The sequence below is a fragment of the Flavonifractor sp. An91 genome, from assembly GCF_002159225.1.
In the GTDB taxonomy this organism is placed as follows: Bacteria; Bacillota; Clostridia; order Oscillospirales; family Oscillospiraceae; genus Flavonifractor; species Flavonifractor avicola.
The window spans coordinates 1-25,813 of record NZ_NFHA01000005.1 but is presented as its reverse complement, the minus strand read 5'-3'; the positions used below and the strand labels follow the sequence as shown (position 1 = coordinate 25,813).

General features: G+C 60.9%; 25 protein-coding genes and 1 tRNA gene. 3 read left to right on the top strand and 23 right to left on the bottom strand.

Annotation, left to right across the window (positions count from 1 at the left end):
• Window positions 1-50: 50 nt before the first annotated feature.
• The 14 genes from B5G42_RS04695 to fabG all read right to left on the bottom strand — a co-directional run bounded on the left by B5G42_RS04695 (window position 51) and on the right by fabG (window position 12,398).
• Window positions 51-692 (bottom strand): HAD family hydrolase, encoded by a 642-nt coding sequence (locus B5G42_RS04695; RefSeq protein ID WP_242961131.1) that lies wholly within the window; start codon window positions 690-692, stop codon window positions 51-53.
• 161 nt (window positions 693-853) lie between these two features.
• Window positions 854-1,225, bottom strand: coding sequence for a metal-dependent transcriptional regulator (locus B5G42_RS04690; RefSeq protein WP_087188427.1), 372 nt, complete (start codon window positions 1,223-1,225; stop codon window positions 854-856).
• A gap of 13 nt (window positions 1,226-1,238) precedes the next feature.
• Window positions 1,239-1,415, bottom strand: a complete 177-nt coding sequence (locus tag B5G42_RS04685; RefSeq protein WP_087267162.1) for a FeoB-associated Cys-rich membrane protein — start codon at window positions 1,413-1,415, stop codon at window positions 1,239-1,241.
• A gap of 38 nt (window positions 1,416-1,453) precedes the next feature.
• The gene (locus tag B5G42_RS04680; protein ID WP_087267158.1) at window positions 1,454-3,832 is read right to left on the bottom strand and encodes a ferrous iron transporter B; all 2,379 of its coding nucleotides are present in this window, start codon (window positions 3,830-3,832) and stop codon (window positions 1,454-1,456) included.
• 99 nt (window positions 3,833-3,931) lie between these two features.
• Window positions 3,932-4,153 (bottom strand): FeoA family protein, encoded by a 222-nt coding sequence (locus tag B5G42_RS04675; RefSeq protein ID WP_087267155.1) that lies wholly within the window; start codon window positions 4,151-4,153, stop codon window positions 3,932-3,934.
• Between the two features lie 13 nt (window positions 4,154-4,166).
• Window positions 4,167-4,379, bottom strand: coding sequence for a FeoA family protein (locus B5G42_RS04670; RefSeq protein WP_087267152.1), 213 nt, complete (start codon window positions 4,377-4,379; stop codon window positions 4,167-4,169).
• Window positions 4,380-4,650: 271 nt separating this feature from the next.
• Window positions 4,651-5,496: a zinc dependent phospholipase C family protein gene (locus tag B5G42_RS04665; protein WP_087267148.1), complete on the bottom strand. Its 846-nt coding sequence runs from the start codon at window positions 5,494-5,496 to the stop codon at window positions 4,651-4,653.
• 152 nt (window positions 5,497-5,648) lie between these two features.
• Complete coding sequence (locus B5G42_RS04660) at window positions 5,649-6,368, bottom strand: stalk domain-containing protein (RefSeq protein ID WP_087267145.1); 720 nt, start codon at window positions 6,366-6,368, stop codon at window positions 5,649-5,651.
• A gap of 254 nt (window positions 6,369-6,622) precedes the next feature.
• Window positions 6,623-7,324: an ABC transporter ATP-binding protein gene (locus tag B5G42_RS04655; RefSeq protein WP_343212813.1), complete on the bottom strand. Its 702-nt coding sequence runs from the start codon at window positions 7,322-7,324 to the stop codon at window positions 6,623-6,625.
• A gap of 12 nt (window positions 7,325-7,336) precedes the next feature.
• Complete coding sequence (locus B5G42_RS04650) at window positions 7,337-8,188, bottom strand: ABC transporter ATP-binding protein (protein WP_087267141.1); 852 nt, start codon at window positions 8,186-8,188, stop codon at window positions 7,337-7,339.
• Window positions 8,181-9,272 (bottom strand): branched-chain amino acid ABC transporter permease, encoded by a 1,092-nt coding sequence (locus B5G42_RS04645; RefSeq protein WP_087188437.1) that lies wholly within the window; start codon window positions 9,270-9,272, stop codon window positions 8,181-8,183. The genes B5G42_RS04650 and B5G42_RS04645 overlap by 8 nt, the downstream gene beginning before the upstream one ends.
• Before the next feature lie 10 nt (window positions 9,273-9,282).
• Window positions 9,283-10,155: a branched-chain amino acid ABC transporter permease gene (locus tag B5G42_RS04640; RefSeq protein WP_087188438.1), complete on the bottom strand. Its 873-nt coding sequence runs from the start codon at window positions 10,153-10,155 to the stop codon at window positions 9,283-9,285.
• 175 nt (window positions 10,156-10,330) lie between these two features.
• Complete coding sequence (locus B5G42_RS04635; protein ID WP_087267138.1) at window positions 10,331-11,533, bottom strand: ABC transporter substrate-binding protein; 1,203 nt, start codon at window positions 11,531-11,533, stop codon at window positions 10,331-10,333.
• Window positions 11,534-11,675: 142 nt separating this feature from the next.
• The gene (fabG, locus tag B5G42_RS04630; protein ID WP_087267135.1) at window positions 11,676-12,398 is read right to left on the bottom strand and encodes an elongation factor P 5-aminopentanone reductase; all 723 of its coding nucleotides are present in this window, start codon (window positions 12,396-12,398) and stop codon (window positions 11,676-11,678) included.
• A 123-nt stretch (window positions 12,399-12,521) separates the two neighbouring features.
• Between fabG and B5G42_RS04625 the strand changes: the two genes are divergently transcribed.
• Both B5G42_RS04625 and B5G42_RS04620 read left to right on the top strand, forming a co-directional pair.
• Window positions 12,522-12,597 (top strand) — tRNA-Val (locus B5G42_RS04625).
• Between the two features lie 678 nt (window positions 12,598-13,275).
• Window positions 13,276-14,316 carry an S-layer homology domain-containing protein gene (locus tag B5G42_RS04620; RefSeq protein WP_242961130.1) on the top strand — a complete coding sequence of 347 codons (1,041 nt, stop codon included), beginning with the start codon at window positions 13,276-13,278 and terminating at the stop codon, window positions 14,314-14,316.
• Between the two features lie 297 nt (window positions 14,317-14,613).
• Here B5G42_RS04620 and B5G42_RS04615 read toward each other — a convergent pair whose 3' ends face one another.
• Window positions 14,614-15,033 carry a hypothetical protein gene (locus B5G42_RS04615; RefSeq protein ID WP_242959453.1) on the bottom strand — a complete coding sequence of 140 codons (420 nt, stop codon included), beginning with the start codon at window positions 15,031-15,033 and terminating at the stop codon, window positions 14,614-14,616.
• Window positions 15,034-15,091: 58 nt separating this feature from the next.
• Window positions 15,092-15,895, bottom strand: a complete 804-nt coding sequence (locus B5G42_RS04610; RefSeq protein WP_087267129.1) for a DAPG hydrolase family protein — start codon at window positions 15,893-15,895, stop codon at window positions 15,092-15,094.
• A 242-nt stretch (window positions 15,896-16,137) separates the two neighbouring features.
• Here B5G42_RS04610 and B5G42_RS04605 point away from each other — a divergent pair, with 242 nt between their 5' ends.
• Complete coding sequence (locus B5G42_RS04605) at window positions 16,138-16,716, top strand: TetR/AcrR family transcriptional regulator (protein ID WP_087188445.1); 579 nt, start codon at window positions 16,138-16,140, stop codon at window positions 16,714-16,716.
• 42 nt (window positions 16,717-16,758) lie between these two features.
• Here the strand turns inward: B5G42_RS04605 and B5G42_RS04600 are convergent, their stop codons facing one another.
• From B5G42_RS04600 to recJ, 7 genes are all read right to left on the bottom strand, one after another.
• The gene (locus B5G42_RS04600; protein ID WP_242961129.1) at window positions 16,759-17,598 is read right to left on the bottom strand and encodes an epoxyqueuosine reductase; all 840 of its coding nucleotides are present in this window, start codon (window positions 17,596-17,598) and stop codon (window positions 16,759-16,761) included.
• Window positions 17,576-19,150, bottom strand: a complete 1,575-nt coding sequence (murE, locus tag B5G42_RS04595; protein ID WP_242961128.1) for a Mur ligase family protein — start codon at window positions 19,148-19,150, stop codon at window positions 17,576-17,578. The genes B5G42_RS04600 and murE overlap by 23 nt, the downstream gene beginning before the upstream one ends.
• A 3-nt stretch (window positions 19,151-19,153) precedes the next feature.
• The gene (locus B5G42_RS04590; RefSeq protein ID WP_087267123.1) at window positions 19,154-19,858 is read right to left on the bottom strand and encodes an aspartate/glutamate racemase family protein; all 705 of its coding nucleotides are present in this window, start codon (window positions 19,856-19,858) and stop codon (window positions 19,154-19,156) included.
• On the bottom strand, window positions 19,855-21,066 hold the full coding sequence (locus B5G42_RS04585; RefSeq protein WP_087267119.1) for an ATP-grasp domain-containing protein: 1,212 nt from the start codon (window positions 21,064-21,066) through the stop codon (window positions 19,855-19,857). The genes B5G42_RS04590 and B5G42_RS04585 overlap by 4 nt, the downstream gene beginning before the upstream one ends.
• Window positions 21,053-21,268, bottom strand: coding sequence for a hypothetical protein (locus B5G42_RS04580; RefSeq protein ID WP_242958978.1), 216 nt, complete (start codon window positions 21,266-21,268; stop codon window positions 21,053-21,055). The genes B5G42_RS04585 and B5G42_RS04580 overlap by 14 nt, the downstream gene beginning before the upstream one ends.
• Before the next feature lie 75 nt (window positions 21,269-21,343).
• On the bottom strand, window positions 21,344-23,578 hold the full coding sequence (locus B5G42_RS04575; RefSeq protein WP_087267116.1) for a RelA/SpoT family protein: 2,235 nt from the start codon (window positions 23,576-23,578) through the stop codon (window positions 21,344-21,346).
• Between the two features lie 39 nt (window positions 23,579-23,617).
• Window positions 23,618-25,684, bottom strand: a complete 2,067-nt coding sequence (gene recJ / locus B5G42_RS04570) for a single-stranded-DNA-specific exonuclease RecJ (protein ID WP_087267113.1) — start codon at window positions 25,682-25,684, stop codon at window positions 23,618-23,620.
• Window positions 25,685-25,813: the final 129 nt, after the last annotated feature.

Below are 25,813 nucleotides of genomic sequence, written 5' to 3'. Positions count from 1 at the left end.
GTAATAATATCAAAAAACAACGTAGGGGCGGCCCTTATGGCCGCCCGTTTTTACGGCGGACTGAGCCGTTTCACCGCCGCCGGGATATCCGCAAAAGCATCCACATGGGGCACCTCATGGTCGATGTGGCCGAAGCCGTAGGCGGCGTGAAGGAATGGCACCTCCGCCTGGGTGGCGGCGTTGTAATCTCCCTGGGTATCCCCGATGTACAGGGGCTTTTTCAAGCCGTTGCGCTGTACCACCAGGGCGATGTTGTCCCCCTTGGGCTTGCCGGTACGGCCGGGATTTTCATAGTCAGTGAAATACTTTCCCAGCCCATGTGCCTGGAAAAAGGCCTCGATGTAGCCGTCCTGGCAGTTGCTGACAATAAACAGGGGATAATCCCGGGCCAGGATTTCCAGAGTCTCAGGCACCTGGGGATAGAGGATGCCGCCGTGGCGGGCCACATGGGCGTTCTCCTCTTTCAGCAGTCCGTCCAGCAGGGGCTGGATCTCCTTCCAGTCCAGATCGGGCAGCAGCTTCTTCACAATATCGGGCAGCAGCATCCCCATACAGCCGATGAGCCGGGGCCGGGTGATCTGCCCGGCATACTGGGGCGCGATCCGCGCCAGCACCCGGTTCCAGGACAGACAGATGGAATCCACCGAATCCCACAGGGTGCCGTCCAGATCAAATAACAGTCCGTCAAACAAGAAAAAGCGCCTCCCGCTGAAATACATACTCTGATACTATATCATACCCGCCGCAGGCATTTCAAGCCTGCCGCCTCCGCCTTTTTGCACAAAAAGTCCCCGCCCGCCGGAATGTCCGGCGGGCGGGGCGGTATGAGGGGAATGGAAAGAGAGAGGGAAACTCAGGCAGGCAGGGGCACCGCCGCCAGGGGCTGCTGGAAGCAGCGCCGGGGCAGCTCGGATACGGCGGCGCAGGCGGCCTTCCAGGCCTCTTCCCCGGACAGATCCATCCGGGTCTGGAGATCGGTGGCCAGCCGTCCGGCCTGACCGGCCAGCTCCCGGGCCAGTGCCCGGCCCAGGCCGGTCAGGTGGATCTTGCCGTAGCGCTCCTTATCCACCAGGTTTTTGTCAATGAGGATGGACATCATACTGGTGACCGACGCCCGGGAGACCGCCAGCGACGCGGCAATGTCCTTGGAGGAGACCTCCAGCCGGACTTGGGAGAGGTCATAGATGGTCAGCAGATAGCGGATGTTGGTGTTGGTCAGTTCCATGGTATGCTCCTTCCTAGCGTTTGGCGGGTTCTTCCCGGCCGGGGTGGCACATACCGGAGCATCCGCAGCTCCCGCAGGAGCCGCCGCAAGAGCAGCTGCTCTTGCCGTGGCGCCGGTTGTGGATGCCCCGGGCCACAATGGCCGCGCAGGCAGCCGCAATGGCCAGACTGATGAGAATCGTGGGTAGCATAAAGATGCTCCTTTCCTTGATAAGATGGGCGGGACGCCTTACTCGGCGGCAGCCACCGCCCGCAGATTGATACCGGACTCCTCATACTTGTTCTTGCGCACCAGCAGGTAGATGAGGCCCGCCAGGCAGATGAGGGCAGCCACGGTGCCCACGCCAAAGGCCACCTGGCCCAGAATGAGTCCGCCGATCTGGTAGACGATGAGGGAGATCACATAGGCAAAGCCGCACATATAGCCGATGGCGGCCAGGGTCCACTTGGGGCTGTTCATCTCCCGCTTGATGGCGCCCATGGCGGCGAAGCAGGGGGCGCACAGCAGGTTAAAGATCATGAAGGAGTAGGCGGAAATGGCAGTGAAGGCGGCAGCCATATCCACGGTCAGGTTGCCCGGGAAGAGCACGCCGAAGGTGGAAACAACCTCCTCCTTGGCGATGAGGCCGGTGACCACCGCCACGGTGGCCTCCCAGAAGCCGAAGCCCAGAGGCGCAAAGATAAAGGACACGGCGTGGCCCACAGCGGCCAGCAGGGAGTCGTTGTTGTCCTCCACCATCTGGAACACGCCGTCCACGAAGCCGAAGCCCTGGAGGAACCACAGAATGATAGAGGAAAGCAGGATGACGGTACCGGCCCGCTTGATGAAGGACCAGCCCCGCTCCCACATGGCCCGCAGCACATTGCCGGCGGCGGGGGCGTGGTAGGCAGGCAGCTCCATGACGAAGGGGGCGGGGTCACCGGCGAAGCCCTTGGTTTTCTTCAGGATGATGCCGGAGATCACCACCGCCGCCACGCCGATGAAGTAGGCGGAGGTAGCCACCCAGGCGGAGCCGCCGAACAGGGCTCCGGCAAAGAGGGCAATGATGGGCATCTTGGCGCCGCAGGGGATGAAGCCGGTGGTCATGATGGTCATGCGCCGGTCCCGCTCCTGCTCAATGGTGCGGGAGGCCATGATGCCGGGCACGCCGCAGCCGGTAGCCACCAGCATGGGGATGAAGCTCTTGCCGGACAGGCCGAAGCGGCGGAAGATCCGATCCATGATGAAGGCGATACGGGCCATATAGCCCACGTCCTCCAGAATGGCCAGCAGCAGGAAGAGCACCAGCATCTGGGGCACGAAGCCCAGCACGGCCCCTACGCCGCCGATGATGCCGTCCAGGATCAGGGACTGGAGCACCGGGTGAGCGTTGATGGCAGTAAGCGCCCCCTCGGCCAGTACAGGGATGCCGGGTACCCAGGTGCCGTAGTCGTTGGGATCGGGCTCGGACACCTGGAGGGCGGCCTGATAGGCCTCCTCGGTGACGGGCACCACGGTGGTCTCGCCGGTCTCGTCATCGTAGAAGTAGACCTCGCTCTCGCCGGCCTCATAGCCCGCGATCATGGTGGAAGCCTCCTCCCAGGCGCCGGAGGCTTCTTCCCAGGCCTCGGTGTCGGCGGTGAAGGGGACAAACCAACCGTCGCCGAAGAGCCCGTCGTTGGCCCACTCGGTGGCCTTGGTGCCCAGCGCAAAAGCGCTGCCGCCCATGGCGATGGCGTACACCAGGATCATCACCGCCACAAAGATGGGCAGAGCCAGGATGCGGTTGGTCACCACCCGGTCGATCTTGTCGGAGGTGGTCATGGAATGGACGGCCTTCTTCTTTTTCACGGCCTTGCCCACCACGGAGCTGATGTAGACGTAGCGCTGGTTGGTGATGATGCTCTCGGCGTCGTCGTCCAGTTCCCGCTCGCAGTCGGCAATGTGGGCCTCCAGATGCTCCTTCAGCTCGCCGGTGAGGTTGAGGGTCTCCAGCACCTTCTCGTCTCGCTCAAAGACCTTGATGGCGTACCAGCGAAGATACCGCTCATCCACCAGGTCGGCGATGGACTCCTCAATGTGGGCAATGGCGTGCTCCACGCTGCCGGTGAACACATGGGGCAGCTCGCCGGCCTTCTTGGTCTTGGCCAGCACCACCGCCCGCTCGGCGGCCTCCTTGCCGCCCTCGCCTTTCAAGGCGCTCATCTCCACCACCTGGCAGCCCAGGGCGGCCCCCAGCCTCTCCAGATCAATCACGTCCCCGTTCTTGCGGACCAGGTCGATCATGTTCACCGCCACCACCACCGGGATGCCCAGCTCGATGAGCTGGGTGGTGAGGTACAGGTTGCGCTCGATGTTGGTGCCGTCCACAATGTTCAGGATGGCGTCCGGCTTCTCGTTCACCAGATAGTTCCGGGCCACCACCTCTTCCAGGGTGTAGGGGGACAGGGAATAGATACCGGGCAGGTCCTGGATCACCACATCCTTGTGGCCTTTCAGCTTGCCCTCCTTCTTTTCCACCGTCACGCCAGGCCAGTTGCCCACGTATTGGCTGGAGCCGGTCAGGGCATTGAACAGGGTGGTTTTACCGCAGTTCGGGTTGCCCGCCAGCGCGATCTTCAACTCCATCTTCTTACTCCCTTCTTGATTAGCGTTAGCTAACCATCAGTCTGAAAAATAGCCTTCCCCCGGGGAAGGCTGGCCGATGAGGACATCGTCCCCTACGGCTCAGGAAATCTCAATCATTTCGGCGTCGGCTTTGCGTACGCTCAGCTCATAGCCCCGCACGTTCAGCTCCATGGGGTCCCCCAGGGGAGCCACCTTCCGGATCTGGATGGCCACACCCTTGGTAATGCCCATATCCATGATGCGGCGCTTCACCGCGCCCTCGCCGTGGAGGCGTACTACCGTGACGGTGTCCCCCACCTTGGCGTCCTTCAAAGTTCTCATTGCTCTGCTCCTCTCAGATCATGATTCGTCCGGCCATATTCCGGTCCAGGGCGATGCGGCTATCCTTCACCTGCACGATCAGGTTCCCGCCTAGCTGGCTGACCACGGTGACCGTGGCATCCATCACGAAGCCCAACTCGGCCAGGTGCTGGCGGAGCTCATCCTTTCCCGTGATCTTCCGGATGGTGACCGGCTCCCCCTGTTTTGCCAATGTCAGCGGCATCATGGTTCTTCCCTCCCAACGGCGGCCGGGCCGCCTGCTTTCCTTGGTGATATGTTAGATTAGTTGTCGCTAACCCCTTTGAACGAGTATGAGTTTACACCAACTAACCATCCTTGTCAATCCCTTTTTCGAAAATTTTTCCTCCGCCCGGTCACCTTTCTGCTGGAGGCGGTGGACCCGTCTTAAAAAAATCGGGCGGCCATAAAGGCCGCCCCTACGAGGTATCTTGTGTAGGGGCGACCTTTATGGTCGCCCGTATCATGCTGGAATCGCTTCAGGAGAGGGAGCCGCCCAGCACCGCGGTCCAGGTTTTCTCCCCTGTCTGGGGCGTGCCCTTGAAATCCCGGTCAAACCAGGCGGGCACCGGGGCGTCCTCCCGGATGGCCTGGAAAAAGGCGTCGATCTGCTGGGTGGTCTCGTCCACCGCCCCCTCCAGCAGCCGGTCCAGGTCGGCGCTGCTCTCCAGGGAGGCGGGATGGGGGGTCTCCTTCAGGGCCACGTCCTTGGCGGACTGGATGGGCAGCATCCGGCTCACCGCGCCGATGACCTTGCCCCGGCGGGTGCCGCAGGAGCGGGCAAAGAAGCCCAAGTAAAAATTCATGGCCCGGTAGGCCCGGCGGACCTGCCGGGGAGAGGCATGGATATAGGCACAGGCAGCGGCGTCCCACACCTGGCTTCCCTTCTGGGGCGGGGTGGGCAGATGGGCCTGGCTGACGGTATCCAGGCCGTCGCTCTCCATCAGCATCCGGTCGAACTCTCCCTCCATGGCCATGTGGGAGATGGGGCCGTCGGCGGCCCGCTCGTCCACATAGCCGTGACAGGCGCTGTCCAGGGCCAGGTGGCACAAAAATCCGGCGCCGTAGCCCACCGACATGGGCACACCTTCCTCAATGGCCTGACGAAGCCGCTCCACGGCGGGCAGGGCGGAATTGCGGTGCATCCGCACCCCCTCCCGGCGGACGGCGTTGGGCCGGATGGGCTGATAAAAAAACAGCGGGTCGGGGCCCAGACAGCCCAGATCAAAGGCCTCCCGCTCCTCATCAATGACCTGGGCCAGAGGCTGAGGCAGCCCGCCCAGTACTTTATCTCCAAATTTTAGATGCGCGTAGTAATTTGGCATAGTTCCGTCGATTCCCTCCTGTCACAGTCCATAGCGATCCATTATATGTGTTTATTGTATCACGCTGTGTCAGGGAGAGAAAGCAGAAAAATGTTAAATCTTTTTCCATATAAAAAGGAGCGCGCCGCTGCGGCGCGCTCCTTTGGGTGGATTCAGGAGAAGGAGATATCGTAGATGCCGAACTCATGGTTCCAGCCGCTGGTGCCCTCCACGTTGAGAGTCTCCAGCCGCACATTGGCAGCGTGGTCCAGGGGGATGGTGATGGTCTGGGGGGCGTCGCTCCAGTCAATGGTATAGGTCTCGGCCAGCTCGCCGTCCAGGTACACGTCCAGGCTGATCTTGTACTCCTTGGAGCCGTCCACATGGCCGATGGTAAAGGTCATGGTGTCATACTGGAGGTTGGTGTTCCAGATGGCGTAGCCCTCATTCTTGTAGCCGCCCGACATCTGGACACCCTGAGCAATTTTGTTGCCGGAAATGGTCATATAGCTCTTGGGATCGCTGCCGTCAAAGATTTTGGTATTGGTGCTCACCTGATAGGGGGGCAGCTTCTTCATCCAGTCGGTGGCCTGGCCGGGCACCTCGCCCACATAGACGGTGGCGGTGCTGCCGTCCCAGGTGACCTCCTTGCCCAGAGCCTCACCGATGGCGCGGACAGGCAGATAGGTGGTGCCGCTGCTGGCAAAGGGCTCCACAACCTTGCCGTTGGCGTCCTTGGGGGTGACCTCCACCCCGTCCACCACGATCTTGATACCCATGTAGTTGGCTTCGATCATCTTGGTGGTGACGGTACTGGCCGCCACAGCCGTCCCGCACAACAGGGCGGCAACAGCAGCGCCAGCCAGGATACGTTTACGCAGCGTCTTTTTCATACAGATTTCCTCCCTTTTTGATCTCCGCTCCGGCATGGAGGGCGGTTTCTTCCAAAACGGCTCTGGCCGGTTTGTCAGGGCCTGTTTCAGACAGCGCGGTCCGGAAGAATATGCTCGCTGCATATCCCTCCCCTTCCAGACATTCCAATATTTACCACATCATTTTACCACACTAAATTTAGTTCCGCCATAGCTTTTCTTAAAAAAAGCGCGCTGCAAATTGCAGCGCGCTTTCTCTCTCGTTTTATTGGGGCTTAACCGCCCAGGTAGGCCTTCTTCACCGCCTCGTCGGCCAGCAGCTGCCGGCCCGGACCGGTCAGGGTCACCCGGCCGGTCTCCAGCACATAGCCCCGGTCGGCCACGCTCAGGGCCATCTGGGCGTTCTGCTCCACCAGCAGAATGGTGGTGCCCGCCTTGTGCAGCTCCTTGATGATGTCGAAGATCTGCTCCACCAGGATGGGAGCCAGACCCATGGAGGGCTCATCCAGCATGAGCAGCTTGGGGTTGGACATGAGGGCACGGCCCATGGCCAGCATCTGCTGCTCGCCGCCGGACAGGGTGCCCGCCACCTGCTTGCGGCGCTCTTTCAGCCGGGGGAACTGGGCGTACACCCGCTCCAGGTTGGGGGCAATAGTGGAGTTGGGCTGGGTAAAGGCGCCCATCTCCAGGTTCTCCTCCACCGTCATCTGCTGGAACACCCGGCGGCCTTCGGGCACCTGGGCCAGGCCCTGAGCCACCAGCTTGGAGGCGGGTACCGCCTGAATGGGCTTGCCCATAAACTCGATGGAGCCGGTGCGGGTGTGGAGCAGGCCGGAGACGGTCTGGAGGGTGGTGGTCTTACCGGCGCCGTTGGCGCCGATGAGGGTGACGATCTCCCCCTCCTCCACGTGGAAGGAGATGTCTTTCACGGCGTGGATGGCGCCGTAGTACACGTTGATGTTCTTGACGTCCAGCAATACCGCCATGGCTTATACCTCCTTCTGGTCGCCCAGATAGGCCTTGATGACCTCCGGGTTGTTCTGGATCTCCGAGGGGGTGCCCTTGGCGATGATCTGGCCGAAGTTGAGCACGCAGATACCCTCACAGATGCCCATAACCAGATTCATGTCGTGCTCGATGAGCAGAATGGCGATGTGGAAGGTATCCCGGATCTTGACGATGTTGTCCATCAGCTCGGCGGTCTCGGAGGGGTTCATGCCCGCCGCCGGCTCGTCCAGCAGCAGCAGAGAGGGGTTGGTGGCCAGGGCACGGACGATCTCCAGCTTGCGCTGGGCGCCGTAGGGCAGGCTGCCCGCCTTGGCGTTGGCCAGATGCTGCATATCGAAGATGCTCAGCAGCTCCAGAGCGCTCTCATGGGCCAGCTTCTCCTTCTTCCAGTAGCTGGGCAGACGGAGGATACCGCTCCACATGGGGTAGCGGACATGGTTGTGCAGGCCGATCTTTACGTTGTCCTCCACCGTCAGGTTGTCGAACAGGCGGATGTTCTGGAAGGTACGGGCGATGCCCGCCTTGTTCACCTGAACGGTGGACATATTGTGGGTATCAATGCCTTCCAGCAGCACGGTGCCCCGGGTGGGCTGATACACCTTGGTCAGCAGGTTGAACACGGTGGTCTTACCGGCGCCATTGGGGCCGATGAGGCCGGCGATCTCGGTGCGGCCGATGGCCATGTTGAACTCATTCACGGCGGTAAGGCCGCCGAAGTCGATGCCCAGGTGCTGGCACTCCAGGATGGGGGTCTGCTTGATGTCGCGCTCGGGGATAATATTGGGACTGGGCACCGGGACCAGCTTGGTCTCGGGACGCTTGGGTTTACTCATGGCTGACGCCTCCCTTCTCGGCCGGCTGTTCCGGCGACTTGCGGAATTTCTCCTTGATGCCGTTGAAGAATCCGCGCATCACCGGGTTATTGGTGGCGATCATCACCAGAATGAGCACAATGGCGTACACCAGCATCCGGTACTCATCCAGGTTGATGGCACGCAACAGCTCGGGCAGGTAGGTGAGGAAAGCGGCGGCGATGATGGAGCCGCGGATGTTGCCGATACCGCCCAGCACCACGAACACCAGCACCAGAATAGAGGTGTTGAAGTCAAACTTCTTGGGGGCCACGGAAGAGAAGTTCATGGCGTAGAGCACGCCCGCGGCGCCCGCCATAACGGCGGAGGTAACGAAGGCCATCAGCTTGTACTTGGTAGCGCCGATGCCCACGCTCTCGGCGGCGATGCGGTTGTCCCGCAGGGCCATAATGGCCCGGCCGGAGCGGCTGTTCACCAGATTGAGCACCACAGTCAGGGCAATGAGCACCAGGATAAAGCCGGCGGTGAAGGAGGCCAGCTTCACGTTGGTGGTGAAGCCCATGGGCCCCTTCAGGATGGCCTTGCCGCCCTCCTCCAGGTTGAGGGCCATCTCATTCTCCAGAGAGAAGTGGAGGCCGTTCTTATCCACGCCCACATAGAGCACGTTCATGATGTTGCGGATGATCTCGCCGAAGGCCAGAGTCACGATGGCCAGGTAGTCACCCCGCAGACGGAGCACAGGCACACCCACGATGACGCCGGCAATACCAGCCAGCACCGCGCCCACGATCATGGCCACCACCAGGCGGACCGCTCCGTTGGGAATGGCATCCTGGAGGGACATGGCGGTCACTACGCCGGAGAAGGCGCCCACGCTCATAAATCCGGCGTGGCCCAGGCTCAGCTCACCGGAGATACCTACCACCAGATTGAGGGACAGAGCCATGACGATATAGGCGCAGATGGGCACCAGCTGGCCCTGCAGAGAGGAGGACAGCATATCGCCCGCATTGAGCACCTGAAGGATCACAAAGGCCGCAATGACAATGGCGTAGGTGATGGTGTTGTTGATCAGCCGTTTCCGGCCGGAAGTCAATTTCTTCATATCCCTCACCTCACACTTTCTCGCGGACGGTCTTGCCCAGCAGGCCGGCGGGCTTCACCAGCAGCACGATGATAAGCACCGCAAAGACCACCGCGTCGGAGATGTTGGTATTGATCACCTTGGCAAAGGTCTCGATGATACCCAGCAGGATGCCGCCCAGCATGGCGCCGGGGATGGAGCCGATGCCGCCGAACACGGCAGCGGTAAAGGCCTTGATGCCGGGCAGGGAGCCGGTGGTGGGCATCAGAGTCCGGTAGCTGGAGCACAGCAGCACACCGGCGATGGCGGCCAGAGCGGAGCCGATGGCAAAGGTCATGGAGATGGTGCGGTTGACGTTGATGCCCATGAGCTGAGCGGCCGCCTTATCCTCGGAGCAGGCCCGCATGGCCTTGCCCATCTTGGTCTTACTGGTGAACCAGGTGAGGGCCAGCATGATGATGATGCAAGCCAGTACGGTAACCAGAGACACATAGGTGATGTTCACACCGGAGATGGGCAGGGAGCCCTCAGGGATGACGGGGGTAAACACCTTGGGATCGGCGCCCCACAGCAGCAGGGCGGCGTTTTGCAGGAAATAGCTGACGCCAATGGCGGTGATGAGCACCGCCAGGGAGGACGCCTGACGCAGGGGCTTGTAGGCCAGTCCTTCGATGACGACGCCCAGGACGGTACATACCACCACAGCCAGCAGTACGCCCACCACAGGGGGCAGATTAAAGCTGCCGGTGGCAAAGAAGGTCACATAGGCGCCCACCATGATGACGTCGCCGTGGGCAAAGTTCAGCATCTTTGCGATGCCGTACACCATGGTGTAGCCCAGGGCGATGATGGCGTAGACGCTGCCCAGGCTGATACCGGTGATCAGATTATTGAGGAAGCTCAAACCATTCACCTCTCTACTTGTTTTCTCTGTTCTGTGTATGGCAGAAACATCGGCGGTCCTGCGGGCTGCCGATGTTTCCACCATACATCCGATTGGGGATACATGGGGAAAAGCGGGCTGCCGGGTCCCCCCGGCAACCCGCTTTCATTTTCTATGTCAGCGGAAGCTGATGCACTTACTGGGTGACGTACACGCCGCCCTCGACCTTGACCACCACGGGAGCCTTGGAGACCTCGCCGTTGGCAGACCAGGTCATGCCGGTGCCGGTCAGGCCGTCCACGCTGAAGTCGCTGGAGGTGAACTGAGCGATCAGAGCCTCGCAGATCTCCTCGGCGCTCATGTCGGCGGTAACGCCGGCAGCGGTGCAGGCCTCATAGATGGCGTACATACAGTCGTAGCCGTCAGCGGCGAACTGGTTGGGGATGCCGCCGTAAGCAGCCTCATACTCGCTGACGAAGGTCTTGGTGCGCTCGTCCTCGCCCCAGGCGTTGAAGGGAGTCATGAGCATCAGGCCCTCGGCCAGGCTCTTGTCAAAGCCCTCCAGGTCCAGGATACCGTCCATACCGTCGCAGCCGAAGAAGGTGGGCTCATAGCCCATGCTCTTGGCCTGGGACAGGATCAGGGAAGCGGGGGTGTAGTAGATGGGCATGAACACCAGATCGGCGCCGGCGTCCTTGGCGGCAGACAGCTGCACGTTGAAGTCGGTGTTGGTGTCATCGGGGAAGGTCTGAACGGTCACAACCTCCAGGCCGATCTCCTTGGCAGTGGCCTGGAAGGAGTTGTAGATGCCGGTGGAGTAGGCATCGCCGTTGTTGTAGATGACAGCGACCTTGGTACCCAGGTTGTTGTCCTTAATATAGTTGGCGGCGGTCACGCCCTGGTTGGGGTCGGTGAAGCACACTTGGAACACGTTGTCCTTGCCCGCAGTCACGTCGGTGGAAGAGGCAGAGGGAGTCAGCTGGAAGTAGCGGTCGTTATAGGTCTCGGCAGCCACGGCCACGCAGGGGTTGGTGGTGGTGCAGCCGTAGATGATCTTGGCGCCGTCGTCCTTCAGCTTGCCGTAGGCGTTAACAGCCTTCTCAATGTCGCCCTCGTCGTCCTGGGAATTCAGGGAGAACTGCAGGCCGCCCAGATCGTTGATCTCCTCAATGGCGATTTCGGCGCCCTGCTTGGTGGCCAGGCCGTAAACAGCAGCGGAGCCGGTCAGGGGGCCGATGCCGCCGATCTGAATGGTGCCTTCGGTGTTGCCGCTGGTGGTTTCATTGCCACCGGCGGGGGTATTGGCGGAGCCGCCCTCGGTGCCGCCGCCGCAGCCGGCCAGCATGGAGAAGCTGAGCGCACCCGCCAGCGCAAGAGACAGGATGCGAGACTTTTTCATCGTTCATTCCTCCTTCAAGAAGTTGTTGACAATTATATGCGTGTCGCCGGAAATTGTCAACCTCAAAAATGCACAAGGGCCGCCCCTTGGCAGGCAGCCCTTGTGTGAAGTATGAACAATTTATGAACGTAGGCAGGCATTTTCAGATAATCAGTCCGCCATTGGGGGACAAAACCTGTCCCGTGATAAAGTTTGCAGCGTCGGAAGCCAGATACCACAGGGCCTCCGCCACATCCTCCGGCCGGCCGATGCGCTCCAGGGGGGTCTCCTCCGCCAAAGCGGCCAGATCCTCGGGGCCCAGGTTGCCGTTCATCTCGGTATCAATGACCCCGGGAGACACACAGTTCACCGTGATCCCAGAGGGCCCAACCTCCTTGGCCAGAGCCTTTGTAAGCCCGATGACAGCAGCTTTTGCGGCAGAATAGGCCACCTCGCAGGAACCTCCCACCTGTCCCCACATAGAGGACAAAGTCAAAATTTTTCCCGCCTTGCGATGAATGAAATGAGGCAGCGCCGCCCGGATGGTGTAGAACATTCCGTCCACATTAACGGCAAACATCCGCCGCCAATCCTCGTCCGTCAGATCGCCAAATAATTTCTGCTGGGCAATGCCTGCGTTGCATATCAGAATGTCAAGTTGACAAAATTTATCCAACACATTGTCAACCATATTCCGTACCTGGACCGAGTCTGACACGTCGGCCTGGACCGCCCAGCCGCCGATCTCCTCCGCCAGAGCCTCCGCTTTCTCTCTGGAGCGGCAGTAGTTGACCACCACCCGGTCCCCCCCGGCGGCAAACCGCCGGGCCGCCGACGCGCCGATGCCCCGGCTGCCGCCGGTAATGAGAACCACCCGTCCTGCCATACCATTTCCTCCTTGTTCACGGCGTTTTCCTCAGTATACCAGCCCTTTCCGGCCTTGAAAAGAGAAATTTCAAAAAAGTGTTGACAAGCACCTTTCTTTTCGCTATAATAGTCCATGCTGTTCGGACGATTAGCTCAGCTGGTAGAGCATCCGCTTGACGTGCGGGAGGTCACAGGTTCAAGTCCTGTATCGTCCACCAGAATAATCCCCTGAAGCCGCAAGGCTTTGGGGGATTTTATTTTTTCAGAAAAGAAAGGTTTTAACCTTTTCATCAAAGTTAAGGCGGCACGATATACCGCCGCTACCTTATAAAATAGAAAACGCCGTCAAGAGGCATATTTTACCGGCGGAGGATGCCCATTTCCCGTCCCGGGCAAGGCGGCCATCACCCCGGGCAAAGAGCGCGCCGGTTCCTCTCCAGCCGTTTTCCTGAAGCCACACACCGCGAGAAGCTGCGCAATCAGTCCGCCGGTTGGGTGGAAGAATCACTGTCACGGATAACGCCATATATGAATGTGTCCAACTAAATTTCCCGCACTTCCTCACAGGCCTCTATTCTCTGGGCCGCTTTCTTCCGCATCTGTCTGAAACTATCATGGTAGGATGGATCACGCCCTATCCGTACAAGCACATCAGCCGGCGGAATTCCTGCCGCCTCTTTCCGAACATTCAGATAACTGTCCCACAGGCCGCGGCTATGATCCGCTCGCCCCCCGGTCTTGTTGTGCCGCTCCTTACGTTGGCGGCGGTTAAAAGAAAAAATTTTTATTGTATAATATGTACAGAAAAAAGCTTCAGCGCCCGCTATGTCAAATTCCAGGGCGTAGCCTTCAACGGCAGCCAATATGACATTCAGGAATTCCTGGTTTGCCAGACTGTGGATAAAACCGCTCTGAACGATCTGCTGGCCAAGGCAGAGGAGATCGTGACGGAGGAGGGGCTGGACTTTACCAGCACCGGGCTGGAAGGCGACCTGTTCCAGGCCGTGGTCTATGCCCACGCCCTCAGTGGCAGTCCTCTGGCCACCATTGAAGAGGTGACCGCTGCTGTGGCCGCTCTGGAGGATGCCATGCAGGCTCTGGAGAATGCTACCACTCCCTCTACCTCCTATGCCATCACCGTGGAGGACAGCGATAACGGCACCGTAACTCCCAGCCGCACCCGCGCCCCCAAGGGCCTCACCGTCACCCTGACCGTGAAGCCTGACGAGGGCTACAAGCTGGATACCCTCACCGTCACCGACAAGAACGGCGATGAGGTCAAGCTCACCGACAAGGGCGACGGCAAGTACACCTTCACCATGCCCGCCTCTGCCGTTACTGTGGAGGCCTCCTTCACCAAGGACGATACCCCCGTGGACACCGGCCTGCCCTTCACCGACGTGAAGGCCGACGACTGGTTCTATGAGGCTGTGAAGTACGTCTATGACAACAAGCTGATGGACGGTACTTCCACCACCACCTTTGCCCCCCTCATGACCACCAACCGTGCCATGATCGTCACCATCCTGTGGCGGCTGGAGGGCCAGCCTGAGACCGACGCCACCCTGTCCTTCACCGATGTGGAGAGCGGCGTGTGGTACACCGACGCTGTGAACTGGGCTACCTCCAAAGGCATCGTCAAGGGCTACAGCGACACCATATTTGCTCCCAACGACACCGTAACCCGCGAGCAGCTGGCCACCATCCTGTACCGCTATGCCGAGTACAAGGAGTATGACGTGTCCGCCAAGGGCGACCTGACCACCTTCACCGACGGCGCCGATACCTCCTCCTGGGCCGCTGAGGCCATGGAGTGGGCGGTAGGCTCCGGGCTGCTGTCCGGCAAGGGCGGCAACGTTCTGGATCCCACCGGCACCGCCACCCGCGCGGAAGTGGCGCAGATCTTCATGAACTTTGCGCAGGGTCTGCAGAAGTAAAGTTCCATGCCGGCAAGGGCGCGCTGCATCAGCAGCGCGCCCTTGTTGTTGCCAAGAACGTGGTCTGTCCCCCTCTGGACAAGATGTCCACCACTGAAGGAGACCGCTTAACCCTGGGGCATTGGCGATACCATTCAGTCAGACAAGGCGGACCAGGCCACCCACAGCGGCTGCCCGCCCCGGTATCGGAGCGGGCAGGCAAGCCGTTCCAACGTCTCCTCCGCCTGCCGGAGGAGCTTTATGGACAAAAGCAGCCCCTCCGTACCGAACGGAGGGGCTGACGGTTATGTATGCAGTTCAGTCCCGGGTGCACAGCGCCTGGGCGCCCTTGATACACAGGGGGAAGAAGATCAGCGCGGTTATATAGGCCACCAGGAAGATAGCGGGCACTTTGGTGATCCAAAAACCAAAGAACCCCGTACCCAGCAGAAAGCCCACTTCACAGAACATCAGGATGGAGCTCATCAGCAGCACCAGCAGCAGCACGATGAAAAAGATCCGCACAAAGTATGCTCCGATACTTTCCATTTTCAGGTGAAAGGCCTTGACAAAGAAATTGCCAAAGGCAGGCAGGTCAATGAGCGTCTCCAGCGTCAGATTCAGGCAGAAACCGTAAACCATACCAACCACCAGGGCGGGAACATTCAGGTTATTGTTGACTGCCAGGTTGAAGATGGTCACCGCCAGGGTAATGAAAAAGGCCAGAAATACATTCATTACTACAGGAAAATCTTTCTTCTTACACATAATTCTTCTCCTTTTCCGTCTGTTCCGCTTACCAGCGGTCTTTCTCTTCGGCGTAGAGGGAGGGCAGGATGGCGGCCAGATGGCCGAATTCCTTCAGATTATGGGCAAACAGGCCCATGGGCGCCACCGGGGGCACGCTGACGCCGTCGGGCAGCAGCTTGACCACCTGGCCGTCCACCAGGCCGTAGCCGATCCAGAAGCGGGAACGCAGCTCGATCCCGCCCTCGATCTCCCTAACCATGTGGGTCATGATGGCGGCCACACCCTGGCCGGGTACCGGTCCATGGCCGTTGGCGCACATCATAGTGGCGCAGGCGGGGGTACCAACTTTGGACTCGTCGTATCCCAGCTCATGGGGATAGCGGAAGTTCAGGATCAGCTCGTCGGGACCGCCTCCTATGTCCTCCAATACATGGTGAACGGTGCCCCAAGTTTTTTCCCGCATAGGCACGCTGGGGTCCAGCACCTTGTCCGGATTCTGCTGACGGGCGTAGAAGTGGTCCTCCGGGTCCCAGATGCGGTAGCGCATATCGTTCAGGCCGTGCCAGGCAAACCACCACTCAAACATCTCAGGAGTGACGCCGGGCATCTCAGTGCGGTTGGCCAGATAGCCGGTACCGTTTGGCATCACACAGTAGCCGGTCTCACAGGGCAGATAGCCGGGCAGGAACAAATCGTTGCGATCCTCAATCTTCAGGGCCAGAGAGGGATCAATAGGGCCGCCCTCCAAGATGGCAAGTTTCTCCTGGGGAATGGGAGTAATGGGCAGATCATAGTACTTGGCGTAAGACAGCGCCCGCTCCTCCGGGGTAAGAACAGGTCTTTGGCTCATAACAGCTCCTCCTTTTTCTGTTTGTTCTGTGTGAAAAAGATAGCATAAACTACCTCTATTTATACACATCACACAAAAATCTACCGTACAGTAACTGAACAAACGGAGGCAAAGTGTCCATTCCCCTCCGATTTTTTGTTGCAATTTTATTCTTGGTCAAATATAATAATAATTTAAGCAAAGTACCCCCTATTTTGCAGCAGATCCGCAAACCTTCTTTGATTTCTAATGAGAGGCAGTTGATGGATATGCCCCCCCGCAGGACGCTGAACCGCCAGCGCACTATTCAGGATATTGAATCCGCCTTTCTGGAAATTTACCAGCGGGACGGTATCGACGGCGTAAGCATTGCCGGCATCTGCCAAGTATGCGGTATAGCCCGCTCCACTTTTTACCTTTATTTTGAGGATAAATTTGCAGTATTGCAGGGTGTGGAGGACCGGCTGCTCTCCGCCCTGTGGGAAATCTGCCGTAATCTGCCCGACATCATGGACCACAGCAGCGCCACCGACACCGCCCTGCGCACCATTACGCATATCCGGGAAAACCTAGACTGGTACCGGGTCCTGCTGAGCAACCGCGGAGATCCTATGTTTGTGTACCGCTGGAAAAAAGACATTGTGAAGAGCCTCCGCCGCAAGCTGGAGCAGCGCAACGTCAACGAGCTGGATGCGGTGATCCAGGGCGTGATGTTCTCCTCCGCCCTGATTGGACTATATACCCATATCACCATGGAATGCCCCGATATCCCCGATCAAACCCTGTGCCGCTATATGGACGACCTGCTGGCCCGCAGTCTGAAGCCCATTTCACCCCGATAATAACAATCCCCCCGCTCCGGAAGTTCCGGAGCGGGGGGATTGTTACACACTCTTTTTCAATTCCAGGTTGCGCCGCAAAGGGGCAGGCCCACGCCAGGCAAAGGCCCGGCCGCCATACTGCTCCCGAAAGGTCCGGTTGGTCAGTCCCTCCAGATCGGCCCGGTCCAGGGCATCCACCAGATCCTCCCGGAACTCGGGTAAAGGAGACAACTCGGGAGAGGCGTTATAAGGACACGCCCGCTGACAGCAGTCGCACCCCCAGATCAGGGGATGGGCCTTCACCAGCGCCTCCTCTTCCCCAGTCAGTTCTCCTTTCTTCTGGGTCAGGCCGGACAGGCAGCGGGACAGATTTACCCCATCTTCTCCCAGGGCGCCGCCGGGACAGGCGGCCAGGCACTTGCCGCAGCCCACACAGTGGGCGGACGGCGTGCGGGGCGGCAGGTCCAGCTCCACATCGGTGAGGATGGTGCCCAGGAACACATAGCTGCCGTAGGGAGGCAAAATCACCAGCCCATTCTTCCCCCGCAGGCCGATACCGCATCGCCAGGCAGCCTGCCGTTCCGGCAGGGGGGAATTGTCGGCAGCGGGCAAACATACCCCATTCGGGTATTTTTCTCGCAAAATATCACAAATAGTATTCAATTTCCCGGTAACAACCTGGTGATAATCCCGCCCACGGGCGTAGAGGGACAGGTTGCCAGGCCGGTCCCCGGCGTAGTAGGGGAAGGCGGCCACCAGCACGGTGCGGGGGTTGGGACACAGCTGTTCCGCCTTTGCGATGGCCTCGGGGGTCATGTCCTCCGCCAGTTCTGAAAACGGCAAGCCGCCCCAGGCGGCGGCGCCCGCGGCGGCAAAAGCCTTATTCAGCATGGTCACGGTCATACTTATCCAAAGCCTGGCGAGCCAGGATTCCATCTGGGATACAGGGCTCGGGGCCGTTCTTCCGCTTCTGGGCGGTCTCGCAGCCCTTGCCCGCCAGCAGCACCACGGCGGGGCGCTGGGCCTCCAGGATGGCGGTCTCCACCGCCCGCTCCCGGTCGGGGATGACGGTGTAGTCCTTATTCCACCGCTTGAGGAACACGCCGATGTCGGCGCAGATGTCCTCCACTTCTTCAGGACCGGGATCGTCCTCGGTGAGGATGATCCGGTGGGCCCACTCGCCGGCGGCGTTGCCCATGCCCTCCCGGCGGTCGATGCCCTTGCCGCCGGTGCAGCCGAAGAGCACCGTCAGCTGGCGATCGGGGTACTCCGCCCGGACGGAGCGCAGAGCGTTCTTCAAACTCATGCCGTTGTGGGAGTAGTCCACAATGACGGAGATCTGGTTGTCGGCGCTGGCATAGTGCTCCATACGTCCGGGGACGAAGGCCTTCTCCAGACCTTCCCTCACCATCTCCTGGGGGATGCCATAGACCTCGGCCACCGCCACGGCGGCCAGGGCGTTCTCCACGTTGAACAGGCCGGGGGTGGAGATGGCCATCTCCCCTTCATACCGGGATGTGCGGACGTGGAAGGCGATCTTGTTCCCCTCCTTGCGGACGTTGGTGCCGTACACCGTGGCGGCCGGGTCCTTCTGCGAGAAGGTGATGACCTGCTCACACCGGGCGGCGGCCTGAGCCACCTCAGGGGCGTGATCGCAGTCCATGGAAATACAGGCAGTTTTCGCCTGCCGGAAAATCAACAGTTTGGATTGGAGGTAGTCCTCCAGATCGGGGTGCTCCACTGGGGAGATGTGGTCCTCGCCGATGTTGAGGAACACGGCGCAGGACAGGTCCACCCCGATGACCCGGCCATACTTCAGAGCCTGAGAGGACACCTCCATGGTGAGGTAGTCTGCCCCGGCGGTGACAGCATTGGACAGGTGCCGCTGGAGGTCCAGGGGCTCCGGGGTGGTCAGCTTGGCGGGCTTGCGCTCCAGGCCGTCGTCGGTGACGATGGTGGAGAGCAGGGCGCTCTCCCGGTGGCCCTGGGCAGCCAGCCAGGTGTCCACGATGGACTTGATATAGTAGGCCGTGGTGGTCTTGCCCTTGGTGCCGGTAATGCCGGTGATGGTCAGCTTGCCGGAGGGGTGGCCGTAGGCCAGATCGGCCAGCAGGCCCATGGCCTGCCGGATGTCGGTGACCCGCAGGCAGGGCAGAGGTACGTTGGGATAGGGGGTCTCGCTGACGTAGACGAAGGCCCCCTTGTCCATGGCCTGGCGCAGGTAGTCCTCCTTGAACTTGGCCCCCTTGCAGATAAAGAGGGTGTGGGGGATCACCACCTGGGAGTCGCAGGACACCAGGGCCACCGGGGTGGTCAGGCCGGCGTGGACCGGCCCCTTGTCGGCCAGCAGGTCATGGCGCAGCAGCAGCTGCACATAGTCGCCCAAAGGGCGGCGGAAATCGGTCATTTTCTTCACCACCGTAAACTTGTGGGGCCAATGTCTCCATCGGCCCATTGCTTATACCATCCGCAGCTTGTAGCCGCAGGCGGTGATACACCGCTGAGCCAGCACGTCCATAGCGTCCAGATAGTAGTCGGGCAGGCCGTGATAGGTGCGGTAGACAGACAGCTCAGTGCAGCCCAGAATGGCGCTGTCGCACCCGGCCTGACGGAGCCAGCGGTCAATGACGGCAAATTTCTCCCGGGAGCCCTTTTCCCCCCGCTTGATCTCGTCGTAGATGATGCTCATCACCAGCTTCTGGACCTCTTCCGGCGGGGAGACGGCCTCAATGCCCCGGGCGGCGCACTCCTTCTGGTACACGCTGGTACGGATGGTGCCGTCGGTGGCCAGGATGCCCACTCTCTTCCGTCCCTCTTCCGCCAGCACCCCCACGGTCTCCCGGGGCATATGGATGAGAGGGATGGAGATATCCCCCTGGAGCCGGTCGGCAAAGTAGTGGGAGGTGTTGCAGGGAATGGACAGCACGGTGCAGCCACCCCTCTCCAGCAGACGGGCACCCGCCAGCAGCCGCTGGTAGCAGCCCTCCGCGTCGCCCCCCAGAATGGCGGCGGTGCGGTCGGGCATGGAGGTGTCGCTCCAGATCAGGGTAGGCAGATGCTCCTGGTCTTTGGCCGCGTCGGTGCGGTCCAGAATCCGCTGATAAAAGTCCTGGGTGGCCTGGGGCCCCATGCCGCCCAAGATCCCCAATCTCTGTTCACTCATCGGACTTTCTCCATACAAGAGGCGTACCAGCCCACATACCGCTTCTGGCCCTTCATAATGCGCAGGGTACGCACCAGGCCGTTGTCCGGCTTGTAGAACAGGGGGTTGACCACGGCGCCCGCCTTCTCCAGGGCCTTCATCTCCTCATGGTACTTGGGATTCACATAGTCGTAGGCCACCTTGGGAGGAATCACCCACCACAGATGGCGGTTTTTCGTGATGGTCAGCTCACAGTCCTTGCCCAGAACCCGGTCCTCCACCAGGTACTTGGCCAGGTTGTAGCCCGCGCCGGTGACATAGTAGTTGGACCGGCCCTGGCGGCAGTTGATCTCAAAGGCCTTGAACTTGCCGTCCCGCTGGTCGTACTTGATGTCGAAGTTGGAGAAACCGGTAAATTTAATGGCCTCCAGGAAGCCCTTCAGCTTCTCGCACAGCTCGGGCTCAGGCTCGGTGATGATGACGGCATGGTTGCCGATGGCGTGGGCGGTGTGCTCCTCCAGCAGGACGTGGCCCACGCACATGAGGCGCACCTTGCCGTCGGCGCCGGAGTAGTTGGTGACCACCCGCATATAGCTGTCGTCACCGGGGATAAAGTCCTGGATGATGAGGGAGTCCTCATATCCGGCGTTGTAGATGTCGTCGATGACCTGGTCCACCTCTTCCCGGGTCTGGAGGACGTAGGCCTTCTTCTGGGTGGGGAAGGGATGCTTCCAGTAGGTGTCCGACTCGGCGGGCTTGACTACAAAGGGGCCCTCAAAAGGCAGGGTAAAGCCGTGGCCCTCCCCCTTGTGGTAGACGTAGGTGGCCGGATGGTCGATGCCGTACTTGTCGCACAGGTCGTAGAACTTCTCCTTGTGGATCAGGGTCTCCAGCATGGACAGGTCCACATAGGGAGCAATGACGTTCTCGGGGTAGTTGGGTAGGTTAGCGGAGATGGAGTTGAGGTAGTTGTCTCCGCAGCCCAGCACCAGAATCTTCTTGTCCGGGTGCTCTTTGGCCACCTCGGTGACGTTCTCCAGCACCTTGTCCACCCGGTCATTGTGCTCCCGCACCCGGTAGTCGATGATCTTGCTGCCGGCGCACACGCTGGCGGGGAACATTCCATACACCACGGAATGTACGCCGTAGGCCTCATGGAAGGCCCGGGCCATGCTGTAGGCGTTGATGTCCGAGCCAAGCAGCACGGGCACAAATTCAGTTGCAGCCATTGTAAAATGCCTCCTGGAAGGTAATTTCATACCAATGTTCGCCCATGGGAATGACCTGGGCGCAATAATGTCCCGCCACATAGGCGGCCTGGGCCTCGGTGAGCCGCAGCTCCCGCCGGAGCAGCTCTCCGCCCGCAAAGCACTGGGAGATCAGCCGGTCCAAGGTCTCGTTTTCTTGCAGTATCTCTCTCTGAATCATCATTCGTTCTCCTCAACAAGAGAAAAGGCAGTGGTCGTACCGCAGGGGCGACCCTTGTGGCCGCCCCTAGATTATTTTTTATCCGGTAGCGCGTTTCACTTGGTACACGCCCTGGATCTGACCCAGCTTGTTGATAACGGCGGTAAGCTCGGTGTGGTTCTTGACCTCCAGCACGATGCTGACGGTGGCGTAGCCGTCGGGCATGGAGCGGGCGGACAGGCTGGTGGTCTTGGCCTTCATGGTGGACAGGGCCATGGCCACATCGAGAGTCAGGCCGTCCCGATCCTTGGCGGCAATCTCCAGGGAGGTACGGTAGGTGGCCAGTTCCCCGGTGGCCCAGGATACCTTGATCCAGCGGCCCTCCTCTTCCGGCTTGCGCTTCTCGGGGGCGGCGTTGGGGCAGTCCGCCCGGTGGACGGAGACGCCGAAGCCACGGGTAATAAAGCCCACCACCGGGTCGCCGGGCACGGGGGTGCAGCACTTGGCGAACTTCACCAGGCAGTTGTCGATGCCCTCCACGATGATGCCGCTCTGGTCGTGCTTGCCGGTCTTGACGGGCACGGTGGGCTGATTGCTGGTGGCGGGATAAATGGCATCCTGCTGCTGGGCCGTCTTTTCAGCGGCAGCCGCCTGCTCGGCGTGGAGGCGGTTGAGCCGGGTCATCTCGTCCTTGACCCGCACCACTGCCTTCTGGGCGGACATACCGCCGTAGCCGATGGCGGCATACAGCTCATCCAGGGTGCCGAAGCGCACCTTCTTCAAAATAAAGGGCAGCACGTCCTCAGCAGTGATGGCTGCCAGAGACAGGCCCACGTGCTTGAGCTCCGACTCGAAGGAGGCCCGTCCGGTGGCGATGTTCTCCTCCCGCCGCTCCTTCTTGAACCACTGACGGATCTTGTTGCGAGCCTCGTTGGACTTGCAGATCTTCATCCAGTCCCGGCTGGGACCGTGGGCCGACTTGGAGGTGATGACCTCCACGATGTCGCCGTTTTTCAGGGGGGTGTCGAAGGTGACCATGCGGCCGTTGACCTTGGCCCCCGTCATGTGGTTGCCCACGGCGGAGTGGATGTTGTAGGCAAAGTCGATGGGGGTGGCCCCGGCGGGCAGGTTGATCACGTCACCCCGGGGGGTGAACACGAACACCTCGTCGGAGAACAGGTCCACCCGCATGGTGCGGACAAACTCCTCGGCGTCCACGTCCTGCTGGCTCTCCAGCAGCTTGCGCACCCACTCAAAGGCCTCCTCGGTGCCCAGCTTGGTGTTGGCCATGCCCTGCTTGTACTTCCAGTGGGCGGCGATGCCGTATTCGGCGGTATGGTGCATCTCCCAGGTGCGGATCTGCACCTCGAAGGGGATGCCGTCCCGGCCAATGACGGTGGTATGAAGGGACTGGTAGCCGTTGGGCTTGGGTGTGCCGATGTAGTCCTTGAACCGGCCCAGCACCGGGTTAAAGAGATCGTGAATGACGCCCAGCACATTGTAGCACTCCGGGATGTCATCTACAATGACCCGGAAGGCATAGAGATCAAAAATCTCATCCATGGTCTTGTTCTGGGTGTACATCTTCCGGTAGATGGAATAGGCGTGCTTCACCCGGCCGTAGATGGTGCAGTGGATGCCCTCGGCGTCCAGCCGCTCCTGAATGCGCCGCTGGACGGTGGCCAAAAACTCCTCGTGGGCGGCAGAGCGGGCGGCCAGCTCGTCGGAGATCTCCTTGTAACCCACCGGGTCCAGGTAGCGCAGGGAGGTGTCCTCCAGCTCCCACTTGATGCGCTGCATACCTAAGCGGTGGGCGATGGGGGCGTAGATCTCCATGGTCTCCAGGGCCTTCTCCTTCTGCTTCTTGGGCGACTGGTATTCCATGGTGCGCATATTGTGAAGCCGGTCGCAGATTTTAATCAGGATCACCCGGATGTCCTTGGCCATGGCCATGAGCATCTTGCGCAGGTTCTCCATCTGCTCCTCTTCCTTGGAGGTATACTGCACCCGGGTCAGTTTGGTAACGCCCTCCACCAGGTCGGCCACCACCGTCCCGAAGAGCTTGGCGATCTCCTCGTGGGTGGAACCGGTGTCCTCGATACAGTCGTGGAGCAGGGCGGCAATGATGGAGTCGGTGTCCAGCTCCAGCTCGGCCACGATCTCGGCCACCGCCAGGGGATGGGTGATATAGGGCGATCCGTCCTTGCGCAGCTGCCCGGAGTGGGCATTGTCCGCATAGGTGAACGCGCTGAACAGGCGCTGGGTATCCAGTGCCGGATTATAGGTTTTGATTTTGTCCTCAAGAGCCTGATAACGCTCCAGGATGGGGTCCATACAGGGCACCTCCTGTCGAAATAAAAATGAAAGGGAAATTTATCCGCTCATGCCCCGCAGCCGGCGCATGATCCAGCTGTCATCCAGATCCACCTTGCCCTCCACCGTCCGCAGGGCGATGTGGAGGTGGTCGGTGGTATGCTCCAGCTGGATCAGTCCCCGCTCGTCAAAGACCTCCAGACATACCAGAGTACGCATGACGGTCTCCCGCCGTCCGGCGGAGCGGGCGATGTTGCGGGCCAGCCGGTGGGCGGTCTCCTCCAGAGGAGACTGTCCGGCATGGCCCTTCAAATAGCGCCAGAGAACCACGAATTCCTCTCTGGTGGGCAGCAGGGCGGCCGCCTCCCGGCGGGTCAGTTCCTCGCCCCGGCGGAATTTTTCAAAGAGGGCCCGCTCGGCCTGGGCCCGGGTCAGGGCGGGGCGCAGGTCACACACCTGGAATTGGACCGAGCGCCACCCCCGATATTCGTTGACCTGGGGGGTAAAGGCCACATCCACCCGGTCTCCCTGGGCCACCCCCATCTCGGCGGCGGTGGCAGAGAAGAAAATGGCGTCAAAGCTGCGGCCGCCGGAGGCCAGCTTCAGCTTCAGATGCCGGCCGCCCCCCACCTCGCTGAGGGCGGTGATGAGGCAGCCCGACAGGGAGAACACCGGCTTGGGGTTGCCCGAGCCATAGGGCTCCAGCAGGTCCAGTCCCTCCACCCCTTCCAGGGTAAGGATACCCACATCGTCCACCGGACAATCCACATCCAGGGTGGACACCATCTCGGCGCCGCCGGTACACTGGCGGACATAGTCGTTCATGGCGGCGGTAAAGGCGGGGATGTTCTCCTCCAGAATGGTAAAGCCCGCCGCCAGCTCATGGCCGCCGAAGCCCTCCAGCAGGGGGGCGCAGTGCTCCAGGGCGGCAAACAGGTTGAAGCCGCCGAAGGACCGGCAGGAGCCTTTGCCCTTGCCGTCCTGGAGGCAGATCATAAAGGCGGGGCAGGAGTATTTCTCCGCCAGGCGGGAGGCCACAATGCCCACCACTCCCTGGTGCCAGTGGTCGCCGGCCAGCACCAGAGCATAGCGCTCCTCCGGCGGCAGGGCCTCGGCCAGCTCCTGACACTCGGCGGAAATCTGGGCCTCAATGGTCTGCCGCTCCCGGTTGAGCTCGCACAGCTGGATGGCCAGTTCCTCTCCCCGGGCGGGATCGGCGGTGAGCAGCAGCTCGGCGGCCAGGGAGGCGCACCCCATCCGGCCCGAGGCGTTGAGCCGCGGGGCCAGGGTGTAGCCGATGGCCACCGAATTGAGGGGCCGCTCCTCCAGGCCCGCCTGCCGCAGCAGGGCCTTCAGGCCGGGGCGGCCGGTGTGGCGCAGGGCCTCCAGCCCCAGGCGCACAATGGTGCGGTTCTCCCCGGTGAGGCTCATCACGTCGGCCACCGTACCGATGGCCGCCAGATCGGCGTACCGGCCCAGCAGTTCCTCCTGCCGGGGCTTCCCACCCAGGGCCAGCACCAGCTTGAGGGCCACCCCCACGCCGGCCAGACATTTAAAGGGATAGGGGCAGTCGGCCTGGTGGGGGTCCACCACCGCCAGCGCGGCGGGCAGTTCCTCCTTGCACTCGTGGTGGTCGGTGATCACCAGATCCATGCCCAGGCGGGTGGCGTAGCGGGCCTCCTCCACAGCGGTAATGCCGCAGTCCACCGTCACCACCAGGCTCACCCCCGCCTGGTGGAGGGTGTCCAGGGCGTCGGTGTTCAGGCCGTAGCCCTCCTCCATCCGGTCGGGGATGTAGGGGATCACATCTCCCCCCTCCCGCCGGAGGAAATCGGTGAGCAGGCTGGTGGAGGTGATGCCGTCCACGTCATAGTCGCCGTAGACTGCAATGGTCTCCCCCGCCGCCAGGGCACGGGCCAGCCTGGCGGCGGCCCTGTCCATGTCTTTCATCAGCAGGGGGTCCTGAAGCTGACCCCGTCCCGCGTCCAGAAAGGCACGGGCCTTCTCCGGGGTATCCATCCCCCGGGCGCACAGGGTCATGGCCGCCAGAGTGGGCAGTCCCGCCCGCTCCAGAGCGGCCACCGCGGCCGGATCGCTGGCCGCCTGATTCCATTGTTTGTATTTCATGGGCGGCCACCGTCCTTTCCCATTAAAATTACCCTTTATTATATCAAATGCCTTTCCCTGTGACAAGGCCTTGGAAAAAAACGGCGGGCGGCCAATAAAGCCGCCCCCCTGTTTTATAAGCCCACCTCC